This window comes from Frateuria sp. GZRe14, assembly GCF_051900395.1.
GTDB lineage: Bacteria > Pseudomonadota > Gammaproteobacteria > Xanthomonadales > Rhodanobacteraceae > Frateuria_A > Frateuria_A edaphi.
Genome location: NZ_JBHZGJ010000001.1, coordinates 2,825,375 through 2,843,084 on the forward strand (window position 1 = coordinate 2,825,375; position 17,710 = coordinate 2,843,084).

At 68.1% G+C, this 17,710-nt stretch carries 20 protein-coding genes; 8 read left to right on the top strand and 12 right to left on the bottom strand.

Annotated features, from left to right (window positions below; all coding sequences use genetic code 11):
* Positions 1–379: 379 nt before the first annotated feature.
* Positions 380–841, bottom strand: coding sequence for a metallophosphoesterase family protein (locus ACFWZ1_RS12880; RefSeq protein WP_439666697.1), 462 nt, complete (start codon positions 839–841; stop codon positions 380–382).
* 273 nt (positions 842–1,114) lie between these two features.
* On the opposite strand from ACFWZ1_RS12880, the gene ACFWZ1_RS12885 reads away from it, so the two are divergent.
* The 3 genes from ACFWZ1_RS12885 (at position 1,115) to ACFWZ1_RS12895 (ending at position 3,501) form a co-directional block, all read left to right on the top strand.
* Positions 1,115–1,270 carry a hypothetical protein gene (locus tag ACFWZ1_RS12885; protein WP_231321123.1) on the top strand — a complete coding sequence of 52 codons (156 nt, stop codon included), beginning with the start codon at positions 1,115–1,117 and terminating at the stop codon, positions 1,268–1,270.
* A gap of 78 nt (positions 1,271–1,348) precedes the next feature.
* Positions 1,349–2,290, top strand: a complete 942-nt coding sequence (locus tag ACFWZ1_RS12890; RefSeq protein WP_439666698.1) for an oxygenase MpaB family protein — start codon at positions 1,349–1,351, stop codon at positions 2,288–2,290.
* A 326-nt stretch (positions 2,291–2,616) separates the two neighbouring features.
* Positions 2,617–3,501 (top strand): EamA family transporter, encoded by an 885-nt coding sequence (locus ACFWZ1_RS12895; RefSeq protein ID WP_439666699.1) that lies wholly within the window; start codon positions 2,617–2,619, stop codon positions 3,499–3,501.
* Between the two features lie 67 nt (positions 3,502–3,568).
* Here the strand turns inward: ACFWZ1_RS12895 and htpG are convergent, their stop codons facing one another.
* The 4 genes from htpG to ACFWZ1_RS12915 form a co-directional block, all read right to left on the bottom strand.
* Complete coding sequence (htpG, locus tag ACFWZ1_RS12900; protein ID WP_439666700.1) at positions 3,569–5,437, bottom strand: molecular chaperone HtpG; 1,869 nt, start codon at positions 5,435–5,437, stop codon at positions 3,569–3,571.
* Between the two features lie 148 nt (positions 5,438–5,585).
* Positions 5,586–6,479, bottom strand: a complete 894-nt coding sequence (htpX, locus tag ACFWZ1_RS12905; RefSeq protein ID WP_439666701.1) for a protease HtpX — start codon at positions 6,477–6,479, stop codon at positions 5,586–5,588.
* A 114-nt stretch (positions 6,480–6,593) separates the two neighbouring features.
* Entirely contained in the window at positions 6,594–7,337 is a 744-nt protein-coding gene (locus tag ACFWZ1_RS12910) for a hemerythrin domain-containing protein (RefSeq protein WP_439666702.1), read from the bottom strand.
* Positions 7,338–7,340: 3 nt separating this feature from the next.
* A complete protein-coding gene (locus tag ACFWZ1_RS12915) occupies positions 7,341–7,556 on the bottom strand; it encodes a hypothetical protein (RefSeq protein ID WP_439666703.1) in 216 nt (71 codons plus the stop codon).
* Positions 7,557–7,646: 90 nt separating this feature from the next.
* Here ACFWZ1_RS12915 and gluQRS point away from each other — a divergent pair, with 90 nt between their 5' ends.
* On the top strand, positions 7,647–8,507 hold the full coding sequence (gene gluQRS / locus ACFWZ1_RS12920; protein WP_439666704.1) for a tRNA glutamyl-Q(34) synthetase GluQRS: 861 nt from the start codon (positions 7,647–7,649) through the stop codon (positions 8,505–8,507).
* A 161-nt stretch (positions 8,508–8,668) separates the two neighbouring features.
* Positions 8,669–9,409: an acetoacetyl-CoA reductase gene (gene phbB / locus ACFWZ1_RS12925; RefSeq protein WP_231321131.1), complete on the top strand. Its 741-nt coding sequence runs from the start codon at positions 8,669–8,671 to the stop codon at positions 9,407–9,409.
* A 142-nt stretch (positions 9,410–9,551) separates the two neighbouring features.
* Here the strand turns inward: phbB and ACFWZ1_RS12930 are convergent, their stop codons facing one another.
* Positions 9,552–10,337, bottom strand: coding sequence for a tRNA threonylcarbamoyladenosine dehydratase (locus ACFWZ1_RS12930; RefSeq protein WP_231321132.1), 786 nt, complete (start codon positions 10,335–10,337; stop codon positions 9,552–9,554).
* A gap of 137 nt (positions 10,338–10,474) precedes the next feature.
* Here ACFWZ1_RS12930 and ACFWZ1_RS12935 point away from each other — a divergent pair, with 137 nt between their 5' ends.
* The 3 genes from ACFWZ1_RS12935 to ACFWZ1_RS12945 are packed head-to-tail and all read left to right on the top strand — an operon-like array spanning position 10,475 to position 13,272.
* Positions 10,475–10,870, top strand: a complete 396-nt coding sequence (locus ACFWZ1_RS12935) for a cytochrome c (RefSeq protein ID WP_231321133.1) — start codon at positions 10,475–10,477, stop codon at positions 10,868–10,870.
* Positions 10,871–10,900: 30 nt separating this feature from the next.
* The gene (locus ACFWZ1_RS12940) at positions 10,901–12,259 is read left to right on the top strand and encodes a sensor histidine kinase (protein WP_439666705.1); all 1,359 of its coding nucleotides are present in this window, start codon (positions 10,901–10,903) and stop codon (positions 12,257–12,259) included.
* Positions 12,256–13,272 carry a response regulator gene (locus ACFWZ1_RS12945; RefSeq protein WP_439666706.1) on the top strand — a complete coding sequence of 339 codons (1,017 nt, stop codon included), beginning with the start codon at positions 12,256–12,258 and terminating at the stop codon, positions 13,270–13,272. Before ACFWZ1_RS12940 ends, ACFWZ1_RS12945 begins: the two co-directional genes overlap by 4 nt.
* Positions 13,273–13,412: 140 nt before the next feature.
* Here ACFWZ1_RS12945 and ACFWZ1_RS12950 read toward each other — a convergent pair whose 3' ends face one another.
* The 6 genes from ACFWZ1_RS12950 to ACFWZ1_RS12975 form a co-directional block, all read right to left on the bottom strand.
* Entirely contained in the window at positions 13,413–13,715 is a 303-nt protein-coding gene (locus ACFWZ1_RS12950; RefSeq protein ID WP_439666707.1) for an Mpo1-like protein, read from the bottom strand.
* A 237-nt stretch (positions 13,716–13,952) separates the two neighbouring features.
* Positions 13,953–14,828, bottom strand: a complete 876-nt coding sequence (locus tag ACFWZ1_RS12955; protein ID WP_439666708.1) for a pirin family protein — start codon at positions 14,826–14,828, stop codon at positions 13,953–13,955.
* Between the two features lie 18 nt (positions 14,829–14,846).
* A complete protein-coding gene (locus ACFWZ1_RS12960) occupies positions 14,847–15,920 on the bottom strand; it encodes an NADH:flavin oxidoreductase/NADH oxidase (protein WP_439666709.1) in 1,074 nt (357 codons plus the stop codon).
* A gap of 103 nt (positions 15,921–16,023) precedes the next feature.
* A complete protein-coding gene (locus ACFWZ1_RS12965; RefSeq protein WP_439666710.1) occupies positions 16,024–16,881 on the bottom strand; it encodes an alpha/beta hydrolase family protein in 858 nt (285 codons plus the stop codon).
* Between the two features lie 96 nt (positions 16,882–16,977).
* The gene (locus ACFWZ1_RS12970; RefSeq protein ID WP_091333775.1) at positions 16,978–17,187 is read right to left on the bottom strand and encodes a cold-shock protein; all 210 of its coding nucleotides are present in this window, start codon (positions 17,185–17,187) and stop codon (positions 16,978–16,980) included.
* Between the two features lie 259 nt (positions 17,188–17,446).
* Complete coding sequence (locus ACFWZ1_RS12975) at positions 17,447–17,656, bottom strand: cold-shock protein (protein ID WP_209614482.1); 210 nt, start codon at positions 17,654–17,656, stop codon at positions 17,447–17,449.
* Between the last annotated feature and the right edge of the window lie 54 nt (positions 17,657–17,710).

The following is a 17,710-nucleotide window of genomic DNA, read 5'->3' on the forward strand; positions in this document are numbered from 1 at the left end:
CTGCCGCGTCCCGTCCCGTGGCGGGCCCTGTGCATCCTCGGCGGCGTGCGCCTGGTCGGTCCCCTTCGCCAGACTTCCACCGCGCCTCGCCCTGGCCGTCAAGCAGCAGCGCGCCATGGTCCGCGGCTTCCAGGAACGACACGCGGACGGAAGCCTGTCTGCGTGCGCCGGGATCTTCAGATGCACGGCGCCGGGCCGATCGTGGTCCCCTGGTACGCGTGCGAGGAGCCACGTGGAAGTCAGCGCCGTGGCAGCTTTGACTTCCAGCGGAAAATGACCCGGAGGTGGCTTCCGCCAGCCGGGGCGTGCGCACTACCCGGATGCGCGGCACCCGCAAGGTGCCTGGCTTCAGGTTCGTAGGATTTCAGGGCAACTCGCGCTACCCATCCAGTTCAACCACGCGCGGCATCACTTCGCACCCGTCGATGAGCAGCTCGCCCACGCTGATCGGTAGCCTGAACCGCCGTCGCCCGGCGCTGCCGGGATTGACGTAGAGCACGCCTTCGCGTTCCTCGACCAGCGGTTTGTGCGAGTGACCCGAGACCACCACGTGCACGCCCTGCGCGCGCGGATCGATGGCCAGTTCCTTGAGGTCATGCAGAACGTGCACCCGCACGCCACTCAATTCGATCGTCGCCGTTGGAGGCAGGTCGGCGAATGCCTCGCCGCGGTCGTTGTTGCCGCGCACGGCGGTGACCGGCGCCACTGCCGACAACGCTTCCATGAGCGCGACGCCGCCAATGTCCCCGGCGTGGATGATGCGCTGGCACCCGCGCAGGAAATCCATCGCTGCGGGGCGCAGCAGGCCATGGGTATCGGAAATCAGGCCTACGCGGAACATCGTATCGGGCACCTCTCGCGCTGCCGACCTCGGTGGCGATGGCTCCACGCTAGCTCGCCCGGCGCGACCGTGCCGTCACGGACCGGCAGCGCACGGGAAAGGCGTTCGTGTCCGTCCGCGAGTGTGTCCGGACGCGGAAGCCGGTGTCCGCGGACGGCCATTGCGCGCCGGCTCGGTGCCTGGAAAACCGCATGGCGCCGTGCTTTTAAACGTTGGCACGCCTCGTGCCATCCAATCCGCGAAAGCTTCCCTTCAACCACGCGGAGAACCACCATGAAATTCGAAACCATCCTGCTGCAGAGCTTCTTTGCCGCCTGCATGCTGCTTTGCCTGGCCGTGATGAGCGCGATGCTGGTCCTGCCGACGCCGACCGCCGTGGCGGCCGCCAGCCAGGCGCACGCCGCAGCGGTCGCCAACGCGGAAGGCTGAAGCCGAAGCGAAGCCTTCGCCAGTCGGACAAGACCGACCGAAGGCCTCCATGAAGGGCGCATCCCTATACTTGCGCCCATGGCTTCGCCACTGCACCTGCTTCGCCGCGCCACGCACGAACCGATTCGCCGCTGGGTACTGGGCGCCTTCCCGCGCGATCCCGGCGGCTCGCTGGACTATGACCACCCGCGTGGCGATCCCGGGCTGTTCGGCCCGGACAGCGTGACCTGGCGCATCCACGCCGACTTCCCCGGCATGCTCGCCGGCGGCCTGGCCGCGTTGATGATGCAGACCCTGCATCCGCTGGCGCTGGCAGGCGTGTGGGACCACTCCAACTTCCGCGGCGACCTGGTCGGCCGCCTGCGCCGCACCACCACCTTCGTTGGCGCCACCACCTACGCGCCGCGGGCGGCTGCGCAAGGGCTGATCGAGCGCGTGCGCCACATCCACGGTTTCGTGCGAGGTACGGGCGAGGACGGCACACCGTACTCGGCCGACGATCCGGCCCTGCTCACGTGGGTGCATGTCACCGAAGCGCACAGCTTCCTTGCCGGCTATCGCCGCTTTGCCCACCGCGCCGTTCCCCGCGCGATCGCCGACCGCTACTACGACGAAGTGCGGCGCGTTGCCGAAGCGCTCGGCGCGCGCAACGTGCCGGCGTCGGAGGGCGAGGCGAACGACTACTTCGCCGGTATCCGGCCGCAACTGGCCTATACCGATCGCTCGCGCGAGGTCCTGCGTATCCTCGCCGACGTGCGCCTGCCCGTCCCGCTCGCCGGCCTTTCGCGCGACGTGTTCCTCAACGCCGGCATCGCGCTGCTGCCCCCATGGGCCAGCGAACTGCTGCGCCATACGCCCCGGCAGCGCCAGCAGGCCCGCGTCGCCGCACGGTTGTTGTGGTCGATGGCCCCGGCCTTCCGCGCCGCCCTGAAGGAGAGCGGCGTGGTCAGCCGCTCGTGCCGTCGCGTTGGCGTGGCGCCGGAGGCGATGCGCCGCTGGCCCGCGCCGGACGATCGGTAGCGCGCCGCTCAGGCCCCGGCCCATGCAAGCTTGCCTTCGCGCTTGCCAGCGGCCGCCCTTGCGCGGCAGGCAGCAGGCGCCAGGAGCGACATCGAGCTGGTCCCGGGGCCGGCGCCCGCCGTTGCACCTGGGCGGTCACCTGCCACTGCCGGCCACTGCTCGCGCTACGCCACTGCACGGGCAGCGTTACGTGCCGGACCTTCCGCTTTTGCTTCTACTGCCAGCATGCTGTCAGCAATGGCGCCGACAGCGTGCCCAAGGCGGTGGGTTTTGACTTGGCCGGCGCGCATCATGGTCGGAGTGATTTTCCCCGTCCCGGTGCCCAGATGTTCTCCCGCTCCGCCATTGCGCCCGTCGTGCTTGCGATCGGCGCGCTGTTGATCAGCATGGTGTCGTACCAATGCGGTGCGTCGCTGGCCAAGCATCTGTTCCCGCAGGTCGGCGCGCAGGGGGCGACGGCCTACCGGCTCGGGCTCAGCGCAGCGATCCTGTTGCTGTGGCGGCGGCCGTGGCGGCGCCCGCGCAGCGGGCGCGACTGGCGCGCGCTGTGGGGTTACGGACTCTCGATGGGCGCCATGAACCTGGTGTTCTACATGTCGTTGCGCACGATCCCCCTGGGGATCGCGGTCGCGCTGGAGTTCACCGGGCCGCTGGCGCTGGCGCTTTTCGGTTCGCGCCGGCCGCTCGATTTCGTCTGGATCGCGCTGGTGGTCGGCGGCCTGTTGCTCCTGCTCCCGCTGCGGGCGCAGGCCCAGGCGCTCGATCCGGTCGGCGTGATGTATGCGCTGGCCGCCGGCGTGGGCTGGGCGCTGTACATCGTGTTGGGGAAAAAAGTCGGCGCGAGTCACGGCGCAGACGCGGTGACGCTGGGTATTTCGATCGGCGCCCTGCTGGTGATCCCGTTCGGTGTCGCGCACGCCGGCGCCGCGTTGCTGTCGCCGACGTTGCTGCCGTACGCATTGGGCGTCGCGCTGCTCAGCTCGGCGTTGCCCTATTCGCTGGAGATGGTCGCACTGACCCGATTGCCGGCGCGCACCTTCAGCACGCTGTTGAGCCTGGAACCGGCCATCGCGGCGATGGCGGGCGCGGCATTGCTGGGCCAGCAGCTGAGCCCGATGCAGTGGGCAGCGATCCTGGCGATCATCGTGGCGGCGGCCGGTACGGCGGTCAGCGTGCAGCAACCCACGGTGGTGGAACCGCTGGCGAACTGATCGTTTCGGTCGGTACGGGAACAAAAAAAAACCCGCCATGTGGCGGGCTTTTTTTTGGTCGCGGTGCTCAGCCGAGCAAAACGCGGTTCATCCGCTGCACGAACGCTGCCGGATCGGGCAGTTGCGCACCGGCCGCGATCTCGGCCTGGTCCAGCAGCAACATGGCCAGATCGTTCGCTTTGGCCGGGTCGCCCTCCGTCTCAACGCGCCTCACGAGCGGGTGCTTCGGATTGACCTCCAGCGTGGGCTTGCTCTCGGGCATGTCGTGGCCTGCCTCGCGCAGCAGCCGGGCCAGGTGCGGCGCCATCTCGTAGTCGGACAGCGCCAGGCACGAAGGGCTGTCGGTGAGGCGGGCGGAAACCTTGACGTCGCCGACGCGATCGCCGAGCAGTTCCTTGAGCTTCGCGAGCAACGGCTCGGCAGCCTTGGCCGCTTCTTCCTGTTTCTTCCTGTCGGCCTCGTCCAGCGGGACCTCGCCCTTGGCGACGCTTTGGAGCTTCTTGCCGTCGTACTCGCTCAGCGAGCCGAGCATCCACTCGTCGATGCGGTCGGACATCAACAGCACTTCGATGTCCTTGGCCTTGAACGCTTCCAGTTGCGGACTGCCGGCGGCGGCTGCGTAGCTGTCGGCGGTGATGTACCAGATGGCGTCCTGACCGACCTTCATGCGGCCGATGTAGTCGTCGAAACCCACCGCCTGCTGGGCGCCTTCGCCCCGGGTGGACGCGAAGCGCAGCAGTTTGGCGATGCGCTCGCGGTTGTTGGCGTCCTCCGCGATGCCTTCCTTGAGCGTGTTGCCGAACGCCTTGTAGAAGGTGGCGAACTTCTCCGGCTCGTCCTTCGCGAGCTTCTCGATCAGGTCGAGCACGCGCTTGACGCAGGCGGCCTTGATGCGGTCGAGCTGGCGGTTGTGCTGCAGGATCTCGCGACTGACGTTGAGTGGCAGGTCATCGGCGTCGACCACGCCGCGCACGAAGCGCAGGTAGTTGGGAAGCAGTTCCTCGGCCGCGTCCATGATGAAGACGCGCTTGATGTAGAGCTTCAGCCCCTTGCGCTCGTCGCGGCCGCCCATCATCAGGTCGAACGGCGGCTGCGCGGGGAGGTAAAGCAGCGTGGTGAAGCTCTGGCTGCCCTCGACGCGGTTGTGCGTCCAGGCCAGCGCATCGTTGAAGTCGTGCCCGAGCGACTTGTAGAAGCTCTGGTAGTCCTCGTCGCTGATGTCGCTCTTGGGCTTGGTCCACAGGGCGCCGGCGTCGTTGACGGTTTCCCACTCGGCGGTCGGCTTGCCCGCTTCTTCCTTGGGCATGCGGATCGGGAAGGCGACGTGGTCGGAGTACTTGCGGATCAGCGAGGCGAGCTGCCAGCGCTTGAGGAATTCGTCCTCGTCGGCCTTCAGGTGCAGGACCACGGTCGTGCCGCGTTCGCCGAGCTCGACCTGTTCCAGCGAATATTCGCCCTTGCCGTCGCTCTCCCACTTCACGCCCTCTTCCACCGGCGCGCCGGCACGGCGGGTAAGCACCGTAACCCGGTCGGCCACCACGAAAGCCGAGTAGAAGCCCACGCCGAACTGGCCGATCATGCGCGCGTCGGCCTTCTGCTCGCCGCTCATCGCTTCGAGGAACCGCCGGGTGCCGGAACTGGCGATGGTGCCGATGTTGGCCACTACTTCGTCGCGGCTCATGCCGATGCCGTTGTCACGCACGGTGACGGTGCGCGCCTGCTCGTCCCAGCTCACGTCGATGTGCAGTTCGCCCTCGCCGGCGAGCAGCTCCGGATGCGCGATCGATTCGAAGCGCAACTTGTCGCAGGCGTCGGAGGCGTTGGAGACGAGTTCGCGCAGGAAGATTTCCTTGTGCGAGTAGAGCGAGTGGGTGACCAGGTGCAGGACCTGGCTGACTTCGGCTTCGAACTTACGGGTTTCGGTGGATGCGGTCATTGCGGTGATGCTTCCCAGGTAACGACAAAAGACATGTCCCCTCCCACCGGGGAGCGGGTGCCAAAGGCGGGAAAGGGCTCGGGCAGGCGATCTGCCCGGCGCCAACGAACCCCGCCCCAGCCCTCTCCCCAGGGAGAGGGGCTCAAGTTCAGGCGCGGGCCGCCTGCAGCGCGGCGATGCGCTCGTCCAGCGGCGGGTGGCTCATGAACAACCGCTGCAGGCCCGCGGCCATGTGGCCGGAGATGCCGAACGCGGCCATGGCCTTGGGCAGCGTGGTGGCGCCGTGGTCGCTCTTGAGCCGCTGCAGCGCGGAGATCATCGATCCACGCCCGGCCAACTGCGCGCCCGCGCGGTCGGCGCGGAACTCGCGCCAGCGCGAGAACGCGGCCACGATCATCGAGGCGAACAGGCCGAACACTACCTGCAGCACCATCACGGTGACGAAGTAGCCGATGCCGCCGCCGCCGCGATTGTCGCGCCCGCCGGAAAGCCAGCTGTCGACCAGGCTGCCGACCACGCGCGCGGCCAGGATCACCAGCGTATTGAGCACGCCCTGGATCAGCGTCAGCGTGACCATGTCGCCATTGGCGATGTGGCCGATCTCGTGGCCGAGCACGGCCGAAACCTGCTCGCGGTCCATCTGTTGCAGCAGGCCGGAACTGACTGCCACCAGCGAACTGTTCTTCGTCATGCCGGTGGCGAAGGCATTCATTTCCGGCCCGTCGTAGATCGCCACCTCGGGCATGCCGATGCCGGCGGCCTGGGCGTGCCGGCGCACGGTGTCGACGAGCCAGCGCTCCGCCTCGGTGCCCGGCTGCTCGATCACCCGGGCGCCGGTGGAGTACTTGGCGATGGTCTTGGACATCGCCAGTGAAATGAACGCGCCGCCCATGCCGAACACGGCGGCGAAGACCAGCATGCCGGTCATGCCGCCGTAGCCGCGGGCGGCGGCCCACTGGTCGATGCCGAACAGGCGGCAGACGATGCTCAGCAGCAGCAGGACGGCGATGTTGGTGGCAAGGAAAAGGACGATTCGACGCACGGCTGTCTCGTTTTGGCAGTCATGGAAAAGCGGCTTTCGCCGCAGCCTGAGACTCGGGGCGGCGTGCCATGGTTTCAAGAGGACGGCGAGAGGCTTGCCGGCGCGACGGGAGGCTCAGCGCGCCGGCGATGCCGGCGGGGGCGGAGCTGTCAGCGCGGCCAGGTCGGCCAGGCCGAAGGCCCGTTCGATGCGCCCGATCTCGTCGACCGCGTCCTCGAAGCCGTCATGGCCGAACATGCGCCGCTCCAGCGCCTCGAACGTTTCGGACAGCGCGCTGTATCGGGCCGGCGTCAGGATGCGCTTCCAGGCCGGGAAGACGATCGTGTCCTCGATCGCCGTGTGATGCTGGTACATGCGTACCAGTCCGTCCAGCGCCTCGGCCAGCGGCGCCATGTCGGCCTGGTCGATGCCCTTGCCGGCGCTGGAGGCCAGGATGTAATCGGTGATCTGCCGGCCGCGCTCGTGCTGCGTGGCCAGGATGCGGCAAATCGTCGCCGGTTCGCCGCCGGTCGCCACCACGGCGGGAAAGACGTGCCGCTCTTCCAGGCTGTGCTCGTGATAGTCCTCGCCGAAATGGCGGAACAGTGCAGCCGTCCGGTGCAGCCCGTCGGCGGGTATCGTCTCGCGGGCGTGTAGCCGGGTGGCGGCCTGCGCATAGACCAGCAGCGCGCGGCGCAGCACGCCGTGTTCGCGCATCAGGTCCTCCACGGCCAGCACGTCGGTGGATTTTTCCTCCTCCGCCCGGGCGGCAAGCGGCAGGGCGGCCGTGAGGCCGCCGAGCGCGGCCAGGCCTGCGCCTGCCAGCCAGCGGCGGCGCCGCGGATCGGTTGCTTCATTCCCGGGCTCGGGCCCTTCCATGGCTCAGCGCCAGGCCGCTTCGCTGCGCTGCTCGAAATGCTCGTAGGCGGCGATCAAGCCGCCGAGCACCTCGGCGGAAGTCTCGAACAGCGCCTGCGCCTTGGGATCGGAAACCTTCGGCACGTCCCCGCGCACGTGATCCATGGCCTCGCGCAGCATGCCCTTGATCTTGCGGGTGTGCTCGCGCGGATCGTCATGGCCCTCGGTTGCATCGGTCATCGCGTTCTCCTTCGGCACCGGACGGACGGATGCTCGCGCCGCTTCCGTTGCCGGCGGGTGAACCGGTGCCCGCGCCCTTAGAATCGTGCGATGACCTACTGCGGCCGCTTCGCCCCCTCACCCACCGGCCTGCTGCACTTCGGCTCGCTGGTGGCCGCGGTGGGCAGCTGGCTGTGCGCGCGCCATGCGGGCGGGCGATGGCTGCTGCGGGTGGAGGACATCGATCCGCCTCGCGAGGTGGCGGGCTCGGCGCAGGCGATCCTGGACGCGCTGCCGGCGTTCGGGTTGGTGGCCGATGCGCCCGCGCTGTTCCAGTCGCAGCGCCAGGCTGCCTATGACGTGGCGTTCGACCGGTTGCGCGCGGCGGACCTGGCGTTTCCCTGCTGGTGCAGCCGGGCACAACTGGCGGCCGAAGGCGGGCTGCACCGTGGTCGTTGCATCGCCCTGCCCGACCCCGACCGTCCGCCGGCCTGGCGGATGCGCGTTCCCGACGGGACCATCGCCTTCGACGACGCGCTGCAGGGCCCGCAGCGGCAGGTCCTGCGCGACGAAGCCGGCGATTTCGTCATCCGCCGTGTCGAGGGCTACTACGCATACCAGCTGGCCTGCGTGGTGGATGATGCCTTCCAGGGCATCACCGAGGTGGTGCGCGGCACCGACCTGCTCGATTCCACGCCGCGCCAGATCCTGTTGCAGCGCTGCCTGGGCTATCCCACGCCGGCCTATCGCCATCTGCCGCTCGCGCTGGACGGGCAGGGTCACAAGCTTTCCAAATCCGGGCAGGCGCATCCGGTGGACCCGGGCGATCCGCTGCCGGCGCTGCGGCGTGCGCTGGCATTCCTGGACGTCCAGACGGCCGCGGGCGCGGACAGCCCCGCAGCCCTTCTGCAGGCCGCGCTCGAGCGTTTCGACCCGGCCCGCCTGCCCCGCCTGGCTGCGCGCACCCTGTAGGGAGGGCTTCAGCCCGCCGTCCCCGATGCCGGGGGCTGAAGCGTTTGCCGAAAGCAGCCGCGACTGGATTCACTGGCAGGCCGGCAGCAGTTGTCATGAAGTTGGGGTATACATGCAAGGGCACGCCAGCACCGGCGTGTTCTCACCGGGAACTGCACGCAATGAACCCACGCACCGCACTGGTCACCGGCGGCACGGGCGGCATCGGCAGCGCGATCGTCCGCAACCTGGCGCGCCAGGGACACAAAGTCGCCACCAACTACCGCGACGCGACCCGGGCCGAGGCCTGGCGCGCCCGCATGTCAGCCGAAGGGATCGACGTGTGCATGGTGCCGGGCGACGTGGCCGACCCGGTCTCGGCCGAAGCCATGGTGCGCGCAGTGGAAGCGCAGTGCGGCCCGATCCAGATCCTGGTCAACAACGCCGGCATCACCCGCGACGCCACCTTCCACAAGATGGACTACCAGCAGTGGACCGAGGTGGTGAACACCAACCTCAACGCCTGCTTCAATGTCACCCGTCCGGTGATCGAGGGCATGCGCGCGCGCCGTTGGGGCCGCATCGTGCAGATCAGCTCGATCAACGGCCAGAAAGGCCAGTACGGCCAGGCCAATTACGCCGCGGCCAAGGCGGGCATGCACGGCTTCACCATCTCGCTGGCGCAGGAGAATGCGAAGTTCGGCATCACGGTGAACACGGTTTCGCCCGGCTACGTCGCGACCGACATGGTGATGGCGGTGCCCGAGGAGGTGCGCGAGAAGATCGTGGCGCAGATTCCGATCGGGCGACTGGGCAAGCCGGAGGAGATCGCTCACGCGGTGGCGTTCTTCACCACCGAAGAGGCCAGCTGGATCACCGGATCGAACCTGGCGATCAACGGCGGGCATTACATGGGGTGGTGATGTAGCTCCCTCTTCGGGAGTAGGGCTGGGGCGAGGGGCCACTCTTACGGAAAGCTGCAAAGCGGCCGCTCTTATGCGCGCTTCCCCCGAGCCACGGCGCTTCACCTCGGTCCGCTTCCCAGCGAGGGAGGCGGAAGACAAGCTACTTCTCCAGCACCTTCTCCAGCACCTTTCCCACCGCCGCAAACGCGAACGCCCCGGTGATGTGGGTGGCCGCCCCCAGCCCGCCGCCGCAGGCCAGGTTGAGCGAATCCCCACCGGGCGGGCGCAAACCACAGACCGAGCCGTCCGGCTGCGGGTACTGCACGTTCTGCAGCGAATACACCGCCGATACGCCGAAATAGCGGTCCGGATTGCGCGGGAAATTGAAATCCTGCCGGAGCTTCTTGCGGATCAGGCTGAACATCGCATCGTGCTCGGTGCGCGAAAGATCGCGCACGCGGATCTGCGTGGGATCGGTTCGGCCGCCGGCCGAACCGACGGTGACCATCGGCAGCTTGCGCCGGCGACACCAGGCGATCGCCTCGAGCTTGACGCGGAAGGCGTCGCAGGCATCGAGCACCACGTCGTAGCCGCGGTCCAGCAAGTCGTCCAGCGTGGCGGTGGTGAGGAAGCGCTCGATCGCCTCCAGCCGGATGCGCGGATTGATCGCATGCGCGCGCTCGGCCATCACGCCGACCTTGGGCTTGCCCCACTGGCCGTCCAGCGCGTGCAGCTGGCGGTTGGTGTTGGACAGGCAGACATCGTCGGCATCGATCAAGGTCAACCGGCCCACGCCGCTGCGCGCCAACGCCTCGACCGCCCAGGAACCGACACCCCCGATGCCGACCACGCAGACGTGGGCGCCCATCAGTCGCTCGATGGTTCCACGTCCGTACAGGCGCTCGACGCCTTCGAAGCGTTCGACCGGATAGTGCGGCCCGGTCATGCGGCCTGCCCGGGGACGAGGTGGATGCTGCCTGCCATCGCGTGCGGTTTCCTACGCGGAAAAGCCCATTTTACGGCTACGAAAGCCGCCAATGCTTCGGTATTCTGGCTGTTCACAACTTCCAAGGGCGGTCCACCATGAATGCACGTTCCGCACTCCTGATCCTGCTCGGCCTGGTCATCGGCGTCCTCGGCACCGTCTTCGCCATGAAGGCGCTGGGCAATCGCAACCCCATGCCGCACGCGGTGATGACAGTGATGGGCCACCACATGGGCGCGCTCGGCCAGGCGGTCAAGACCAAGCAGTGCGACGCCGCGCAGGTCAACGACCACTTGCTGCGGCTGCAGTCGACCGCATCGGACATCCCCGTCGCCTTCCCGGGCGCCGAGCAGGATTTCCTCGACCATTCAGGTCGCCTGCGTACGGCCCTGCAGGGCGCGGTGCAGGCGCATCCGACCGACTGCGCGGCGCTCGCCCAGGCGATCAAGCCGGTCGGCGACGCCTGCCAGTCCTGCCACGAGCAATACCGGTAAGCCAAACGCCAACGGCCGGATGCCATATTGATGCCAGGGACGACCGACACGACGCACCGCCGCCGCTCGCGGCTGCAGCAGCTGCGGCGGCGGGTGGACAATGCGATGTTCACCCGCGCGCGCTACTCGCAGCCGATGATGCCGGTGATGTGCCTGCTCGGCGGGCTGTTCATGCCGCTGTACTGGTTCCTGTGGACCTATGTGCTGCCGCAGCCCTACAGCAACCTCGGCCTGCACCTCGCCGGCTGCGCGGCGCTGCTGCCGCTGGCGTGGCAACGCTGGTGGCCGCGCTCGTTCAAGCCGTGGCTGCCGCTGTACTGGTACGCGGTGATCACATTCGTGCTGCCGTTCTTCTTCGGCTACCTGTGGCTGCGCAACGGCGGCACGATCGTCTGGATGGGTGCGCACCTGTTCTCCATCTTCATCACCATGATGCTGTTCGACCTGGCCAGCTTCGCGCTCATCTGCAGCCTGGGCACGGCGCTGGCCGCGCTGGCGTTCCAGCTCGGGCCGCACGGGGCCTGGCCGTGGCACGCGCTGTTGCAATACGCACCGCTGCTGGCGCTGACGCTGATCCTTGGGCCGCTGGCCAGCCTCTCGCAGAAGTTCGCCGACGAGGCCAAGGTCAAGGCGCTGATCGGCGCTTCCAACAACATCGCGCACGAGCTGCGTACGCCGCTGGGCTCGGTGCAGATGGCCGGTCGCGCGATTGGCCGGTACCTGCCCAACCTGCTGGAGAGCCACCGCGTGGCCGAGCGCGCCGGACTGCCCGTGGCCGCGCTGCGCAACCCGCACCTGCAGGCCCTGCAGCGCGGCATCTCGGTGATCGAACACGAGGTCAACCACGCGCACACCGTGATCGACATGTTGCTGATGGCGGCCAGGCCGATGGGTACGCTGCAGCTTGAGCCACTGCAGGCGCGCGCCTGCGTGGCGCAGGCGCTGGCGCGCTATCCATATGCCTCGCAGGCCGAGCGCGAGCGCGTGCAGCTGTCGGCCGAGCCCACCGACTTCGTGCTGATGGGTTCGGAGACGCTGCTTACGCACGTGCTCTTCAATCTGTTGCGCAACGCGCTGTTCCACACCGGCCGGGCCGGCAAGGGCGAGATCCACGTGAGCCTGGACAGCGATGCGGGCTGCCACTGCATCCGCGTGCGGGACACCGGGCCCGGCATCCCGCCCGACGTGCTGCCGCGCATCTTCAACCGCTTCTATTCCTACAGCGAAAGCCGCGACGGCACCGGGCTGGGCATCGGCCTGGCTTTCTCCCAAAGTGCCGTCGAGCGCATGGGCGGTCGAATCAGCTGCCGCTCGCGCTGGGGCGAATACACCGAGTTTTTCGTGGCGTTCCCGCCATGCGTGCCAACAGGACAGGGACTTCCGGCATGAGCATCGACTTTCACGGCGACATCCTGCCGTTCCACTTTCCCACCACCACGCTGCTGGTGGACGACCACGAGACATACCTCGACAGCATGCCCCTGCTGCTCGATCCGGCCCTGCGCCTGCGCAGCTACAGCTCGCCGCGCAAGGCGCTGGCCGAACTGGGCAGCCACGGCATCCGCGCCGTGCCGGGTGGCGGCTGGATGTACCACTGGAAGGACCGCTCCTCGCAGACGCGCGAACTGGTCGCACTGGACATCGATTCCATCCACCGCGTGATGTTCGACCCGGAGCGTTTCGCCGAGGTGTCGGTGGTGGTCGTGGACCTGACCATGCCCGAGATGGATGGCATTTCGTTCTGCCGCGAACTGGCCAATCCCCACATCGGCAAGATCCTGCTGACCGGCACCGCTGACGACTGCACCGCCATCGAAGCCTTCAACGCCGGCGTGATCGACCGCTTCATCCGCAAGAGCGATCCGCAGGCGATCGACAAGCTGCAACTGGCCATCCGCGCGCTGCAGCGGCGCTACTTCGAGCGCGTGGGCGGGTTCGTCGCCGAAGCACTGGCGCTGGGCAACGTGCGCTTCCTGCGCGACCGCGCCTTCCAGCAGGCCTTCCGCGGCCTGGTCGGCGACTTCCCGGCGGTGGAGTGCTACCTGCACGTCAACCCCACCGGCCTGCTGCTGCTGGACGAGCGCGGCCGCGGCCGCTTCGTGCTGGTGCAGACCGACGAGGACCTGCGGGCGCACTACGAGATCGCCAGCGACCTGGGTGCCCCGGAAGTACTGCTGGCCGCGTTGCGCGAAGGCGACCGATTGCCATGGTTCGGCGAGGGCGACGGCTACTTCCACGAAGGCATCCGCGAACCGGAAGCGCTGCTGCACCCGGCCGTGACCGTGCGCGGCGAGCAGTGGTACCACTTGGCGGTGATCGAGGACGTCTCCCGCTTCCAGCTCGGCAAACTGCGCAATTACCACGACTGGCTGGGTGAGCAGGACCAGGCCCTGGGGGCCTGATGACCTGGCAGGGGCTTCAGCCCGCCATGGCATCGAAGCGCCGGGTCGAGGCCCATCCTAGCCTGCAGTAACTTTCTTGGCCGGACCCAGGAGGCGGCGGTCGCGCCCGAGGGTCCACAACGGTTTCCGCAGGCGGTTCGCTACATCCGCTGGCGGCCGCGCAGGATCTGCCAGTACATCACCCAGTCCCCGGCCAGGCTGTAGAGCGGATGGCGGAAAGTCGCCGGGCGGTTCTTCTCGAACACGAAATGCCAGACCCAGGCGAAGCCATAACCGGCCAGCGGGGCCAACCAAAGCCAGCGTGCGTCGCGGGTCACGAGCGCCACGGCGATCACCAGCAACACCAGCGTACTGCCGGCGAAATGCAGCCGGCGGCAGGCGGGATTGCGGTGTTCGCCCAGGTAGTAAGGGTAGAAATCGCGGAAACGGGTGAACTCGGACATGGCGCAGAACGGTATCCGGCGAGCGATGCCACGAGCGTGCGCCTACCCGGCACCGGGTACAAGCCAACCCGTGTTCCGAAATTTCCGATCGCCAGGAGCGCAAAGGCGCGGCGCAGGGGTTGAAGGGCAAGCCAGGCCCTGGAACCGCTCGCACAGGTGCGCTTCGACTTCGCTCGCTGGCGAGCTACGCACGGCGCGAGCGGTCGTTCAGGTAGCGCAAACCAGCGCTCGGTCTCCTCAGTGCTCCGGCAGCGGGATGAATTCCTTGTCGTCGCCCGGCACCACGCCGAAGTGCCCGGTCGCCCAGTCGGCCTTGGCACGCTCGATGCGCTCGCGCGAGCTGGCCACGAAGTTCCACCACAGATGCCGCTCGCCATCCAGCGGCGCTCCGCCGAACAGCATCAGCCGGCTTGGCGCGCGCGCGCGCAACGGCACCGCGGCGTTTCCGCCCTGCACCGCCATGCGGTCGGCGCCGACCACGACGTCGCCCATTTCCACTTCACCTTCGACCACGTACACGCCCCGCTCGGCGTGCTCGCGCGGCCATTCCAGCGTGGCGCCTTCGGTCAGATTGGCCTCGATCAGGAACATCGGTGCGAACACCTTAACCGGTGAGCGCTCGCCGTAGGCGGTGCCCGCGATCAACAGCAGTTCGGCGCCATCCCGGCCGATGCGCGGCAGCTCCCCCGCGCCGTGGTGGTGGAACTCCGGTGGGACTTCCGCATCCTCGCGCGGCAGCGCCACCCACAGCTGGATGCCGTGCAGTCGCTGGCCGTCGCGGCGCTCGTCCGGCGGCGTGCGTTCGGAATGCACGATGCCGCGGCCGGCGGTCATCCAGTTGACCTCGCCCGGGCGGATGTCGGCCAGGCTGCCCAGGCTGTCGCGGTGGCGGATCGCCCCCTCGAACAACCACGTGATGGTGGCCAAGCCGATGTGCGGATGCGGTCGCACGTCCATGCCCTTGCCCGGCGCGAAGTCGGCCGGTCCCATGTGATCGAAGAACACGAACGGGCCGACGTGCCGCGCCAGCAGCGCGGGCAGCAGGCGTCGCACCGTGAACCCGTCGCCCAGGTCGTGTTTGCGTCCTTCGATCAATCGTGGCGTGTGGTCCATGTGTCGGTCCTCCGGGCGCTACCAGGCGCGCTGATACTGTACCGGCGCGACCAGCGACACGCCCAACTCCTGTGCGGCGCGGCGGGGGAAGTACGGATCGCGCAGGCTCTCGCGGGCGATCAGCACCAGATCCGCCTCGCCCTTCTCGATGATGCCTGCCGCCTGGGCGGATTCGGTGATCAAGCCCACCGCGCCCGTGGCGATCTCCGCCTCGCGCCGGATCCGCGCGGCGAACGGCACCTGGTATCCGGGGCCGACCGGAATCCTCACGTGCGGCACCACGCCGCCGCTGGACACGTCGATCAGATCCACGCCCAGCGACTTGACCTCGCGCGCCAGCCGCACGCTTTCCTCCACGTTCCAGCCCTGTACGCCCTCGCTCTCCGGTGCCCAATCCGTTGCGGAGACGCGCAGCCATAGCGGTAGCGTGTCCGGCCAAACCTCGCGTACGGCCGCCAGCACCTCGCGCACCAGCCGCGTGCGGTTTTCGAAGCTGCCGCCATAGGCATCGGTGCGATGGTTGCTGAGCGGCGAGAGGAACTGGTGCAACAGGTAACCGTGCGCCGCATGCACCTCGACCAGCTGGAAGCCCGCGGCGAGCGCGCGCCTGGCGGCCGCACGAAAGTCGTCCACCACCTTGCGCAGCCCTGCGTCGTCCAGCGCCTGCGGTGTATGCCAGCCCTGATCGAACGGGATCGCCGAAGGCGCCACCGTTGGCCAGTCGCCCTGCCCTGCCGCCAGCGGACCGCCGCCCTCCCACGGACGCTGCGCGCTGGCTTTGCGCCCCGCGTGCGCCAGCTGCACCCCCGCGACGGCGTGCTGGCCGCGGATGAAGGCGGTGATCGGCTTCCAGGCGGCCACCTGTGCGTCATTCCAGATACCGGTGTCGCCGGGCGAGATGCGCCCCTCCGGCGAGACCGCGGTGGCTTCGGCGACCACCGCCGCCGCACCGCCCACCGCACGGCTGCCCAGGTGCACCAGGTGCCAGTCATGCGGCACGCCGTCGGTCGCCGAGTACTGGCACATCGGCGCGACGACGATGCGGTTGCGCAGCGTCAGGCTGCGTTGCACAAAGGAAGTGAACAGCTTCATGCGGTGGCCTTGTCGAAAGACAATGCCATCAGATGACGCCGTGTGGGCTGGGCTTCAAGAGGCAGGGCCGCCGCCCACTCTTCGTGCGGGCCCATCGTGGCTCCTAGACTTGCGATTCCAGCCAGCCCGTGATGCGCGCGGCGACCGGCTCGGGCGTCTTCATCCAACCGAAATGGTCGGCCGGCCCATGCAGGTCATCCGGTGTGAGCACCCCGCGCGTGATGCGCGCGCGGGACAGCTTGCCGAGCAGCCATTCCAACGAGGCTGCCGGACCCAGCCAGTCGTCGCTCGGACGCAGGGCAAGGAGCGGGTTGGCAAACGTTGCCATGCCCGGCTCCAGGTCGCCCACGCCTGCGGCGGCGTAACGGCCGGTGCGTCCGCTGCGCGCCCAATCGACGATCACCCCGCGCGCTTCGTTGCCGCCGAAGCCGATCCGACGCCCGGGAAAATGTCCGAACAGTCGGGCCAGCACGGGCGCCGCCACGTATGCCGTGGCGATCAGCCAGGCGCGGCGGAAGTTCTTCCAGTAGGGCGAGCCACTGGCCACCAGCACCAGTCCCGCGATCTGCGCGGAATGCCTTCCGGCGAACATCGTCGCCAGTTGCCCGCCGAGGCTGTGGCCACCCAGGTAGCCGGTGGTTCCTGGCCAGGCGGCGCCCACGGCGGCGAATCCTTGCGGCAGGTCGTCCTGAAGCAGGGTGCGGTAGCCCCAGTCCTGGCGCCTGGACGCGCGCCGGTCACTGGAACCGATGCCGCGCCACTCGTGAAGCGCCACGCCGAGGCCGCGCGCCGCCAGCGCCTGGGCCAGCGGTAGGTAATGCTTCGCCGGCACACCCATCGCGGGCAACCAGTAAAGCCATCGCCCGCCCATCGGCTTCCCGACCAGCAACAACTCGCTGGCCGCGCCGTCGGAGGCAGTCACGCGGATGACCCGCACAGCAGCGGTCGGATTGGCGTCCATGAAAACCTGCCGAAAAGTCCAAGGCTAGCGAGGCCGCGGCGCACGCACAAAAAAAGGCCGGCTTGCGCCGGCCCTTTTGAAAAGACTCCGCCTGTCTCAGGCTGGTGCGACCTCGTCGGCCTGCAGGCCCTTCTGGCCCTGCACGACCTTGAAGCTGACCTTCTGCCCTTCTTTCAGGCTCTTGAAGCCCGTGCCGCTGATGGCACGGAAATGCACGAAGACGTCGGGGCCACTCTCCCGGCTGATGAAGCCAAAGCCCTTGGCGTCGTTGAACCACTTGACGGTGCCAATCTCACGATCCGACATGACTCACTCCGTTCTGCACGATGCTGAGACAAGTCGACCTCCCCTTTGGCCGACGACTTACTGGGCATGCAGGGAGCGGGTGGAGCGAGGCGCGATTCGGACGAATCCCGCTTCGGGGCACGCACGTGGACCGAGCAGACACAGTGCCCCAAGCATAACGGAAATTTCGCCAAGGCAAGCGGGCCGCGAAACCGACCTTTCGGACACAAAAAAGCCGGGCATCGCTGCCCGGCTTTCGTAGCTTTCGCGGAGGAACCGCTTAGGCCGGCATGACCTCGTCGGCCTGCAGGCCCTTCTGGCCCTGCACGACCTTGAAGCTGACCTTCTGGCCTTCCTGCAGGCTCTTGAAGCCGGTGCCGCTGATGGCACGGAAATGCACGAACACGTCCGGACCGTTGTCGCGGCTGATGAAGCCGAAGCCCTTGGCGTCGTTGAACCACTTGACGGTACCGATCTGACGATCAGACATGAAACACTCCACTAGGTTTAATCAAAGAGACTCGACCGCCGCAACGTGCGGGGC

Bases quoted from the DNA above. Each gene is read 5' to 3' on its own strand.
- ACFWZ1_RS12880 (WP_439666697.1), bottom strand. From the start codon at position 841: ATGTTCCGCGTAGGCCTGATTTCCGATACCCATGGCCTGCTGCGCCCC.
- ACFWZ1_RS12885 (WP_231321123.1), top strand. From the start codon at position 1,115: ATGAAATTCGAAACCATCCTGCTGCAGAGCTTCTTTGCCGCCTGCATG.
- ACFWZ1_RS12890 (WP_439666698.1), top strand. From the start codon at position 1,349: ATGGCTTCGCCACTGCACCTGCTTCGCCGCGCCACGCACGAACCGATT.
- ACFWZ1_RS12895 (WP_439666699.1), top strand. From the start codon at position 2,617: ATGTTCTCCCGCTCCGCCATTGCGCCCGTCGTGCTTGCGATCGGCGCG.
- htpG (WP_439666700.1), bottom strand. From the start codon at position 5,437: ATGACCGCATCCACCGAAACCCGTAAGTTCGAAGCCGAAGTCAGCCAG.
- ACFWZ1_RS12910 (WP_439666702.1), bottom strand. From the start codon at position 7,337: ATGGAAGGGCCCGAGCCCGGGAATGAAGCAACCGATCCGCGGCGCCGC.
- ACFWZ1_RS12915 (WP_439666703.1), bottom strand. From the start codon at position 7,556: ATGACCGATGCAACCGAGGGCCATGACGATCCGCGCGAGCACACCCGC.
- gluQRS (WP_439666704.1), top strand. From the start codon at position 7,647: ATGACCTACTGCGGCCGCTTCGCCCCCTCACCCACCGGCCTGCTGCAC.
- phbB (WP_231321131.1), top strand. From the start codon at position 8,669: ATGAACCCACGCACCGCACTGGTCACCGGCGGCACGGGCGGCATCGGC.
- ACFWZ1_RS12930 (WP_231321132.1), bottom strand. From the start codon at position 10,337: ATGACCGGGCCGCACTATCCGGTCGAACGCTTCGAAGGCGTCGAGCGC.
- ACFWZ1_RS12935 (WP_231321133.1), top strand. From the start codon at position 10,475: ATGAATGCACGTTCCGCACTCCTGATCCTGCTCGGCCTGGTCATCGGC.
- ACFWZ1_RS12940 (WP_439666705.1), top strand. From the start codon at position 10,901: ATGCCAGGGACGACCGACACGACGCACCGCCGCCGCTCGCGGCTGCAG.
- ACFWZ1_RS12945 (WP_439666706.1), top strand. From the start codon at position 12,256: ATGAGCATCGACTTTCACGGCGACATCCTGCCGTTCCACTTTCCCACC.
- ACFWZ1_RS12950 (WP_439666707.1), bottom strand. From the start codon at position 13,715: ATGTCCGAGTTCACCCGTTTCCGCGATTTCTACCCTTACTACCTGGGC.
- ACFWZ1_RS12955 (WP_439666708.1), bottom strand. From the start codon at position 14,828: ATGGACCACACGCCACGATTGATCGAAGGACGCAAACACGACCTGGGC.
- ACFWZ1_RS12960 (WP_439666709.1), bottom strand. From the start codon at position 15,920: ATGAAGCTGTTCACTTCCTTTGTGCAACGCAGCCTGACGCTGCGCAAC.
- ACFWZ1_RS12965 (WP_439666710.1), bottom strand. From the start codon at position 16,881: ATGGACGCCAATCCGACCGCTGCTGTGCGGGTCATCCGCGTGACTGCC.
- ACFWZ1_RS12970 (WP_091333775.1), bottom strand. From the start codon at position 17,187: ATGTCGGATCGTGAGATTGGCACCGTCAAGTGGTTCAACGACGCCAAG.
- ACFWZ1_RS12975 (WP_209614482.1), bottom strand. From the start codon at position 17,656: ATGTCTGATCGTCAGATCGGTACCGTCAAGTGGTTCAACGACGCCAAG.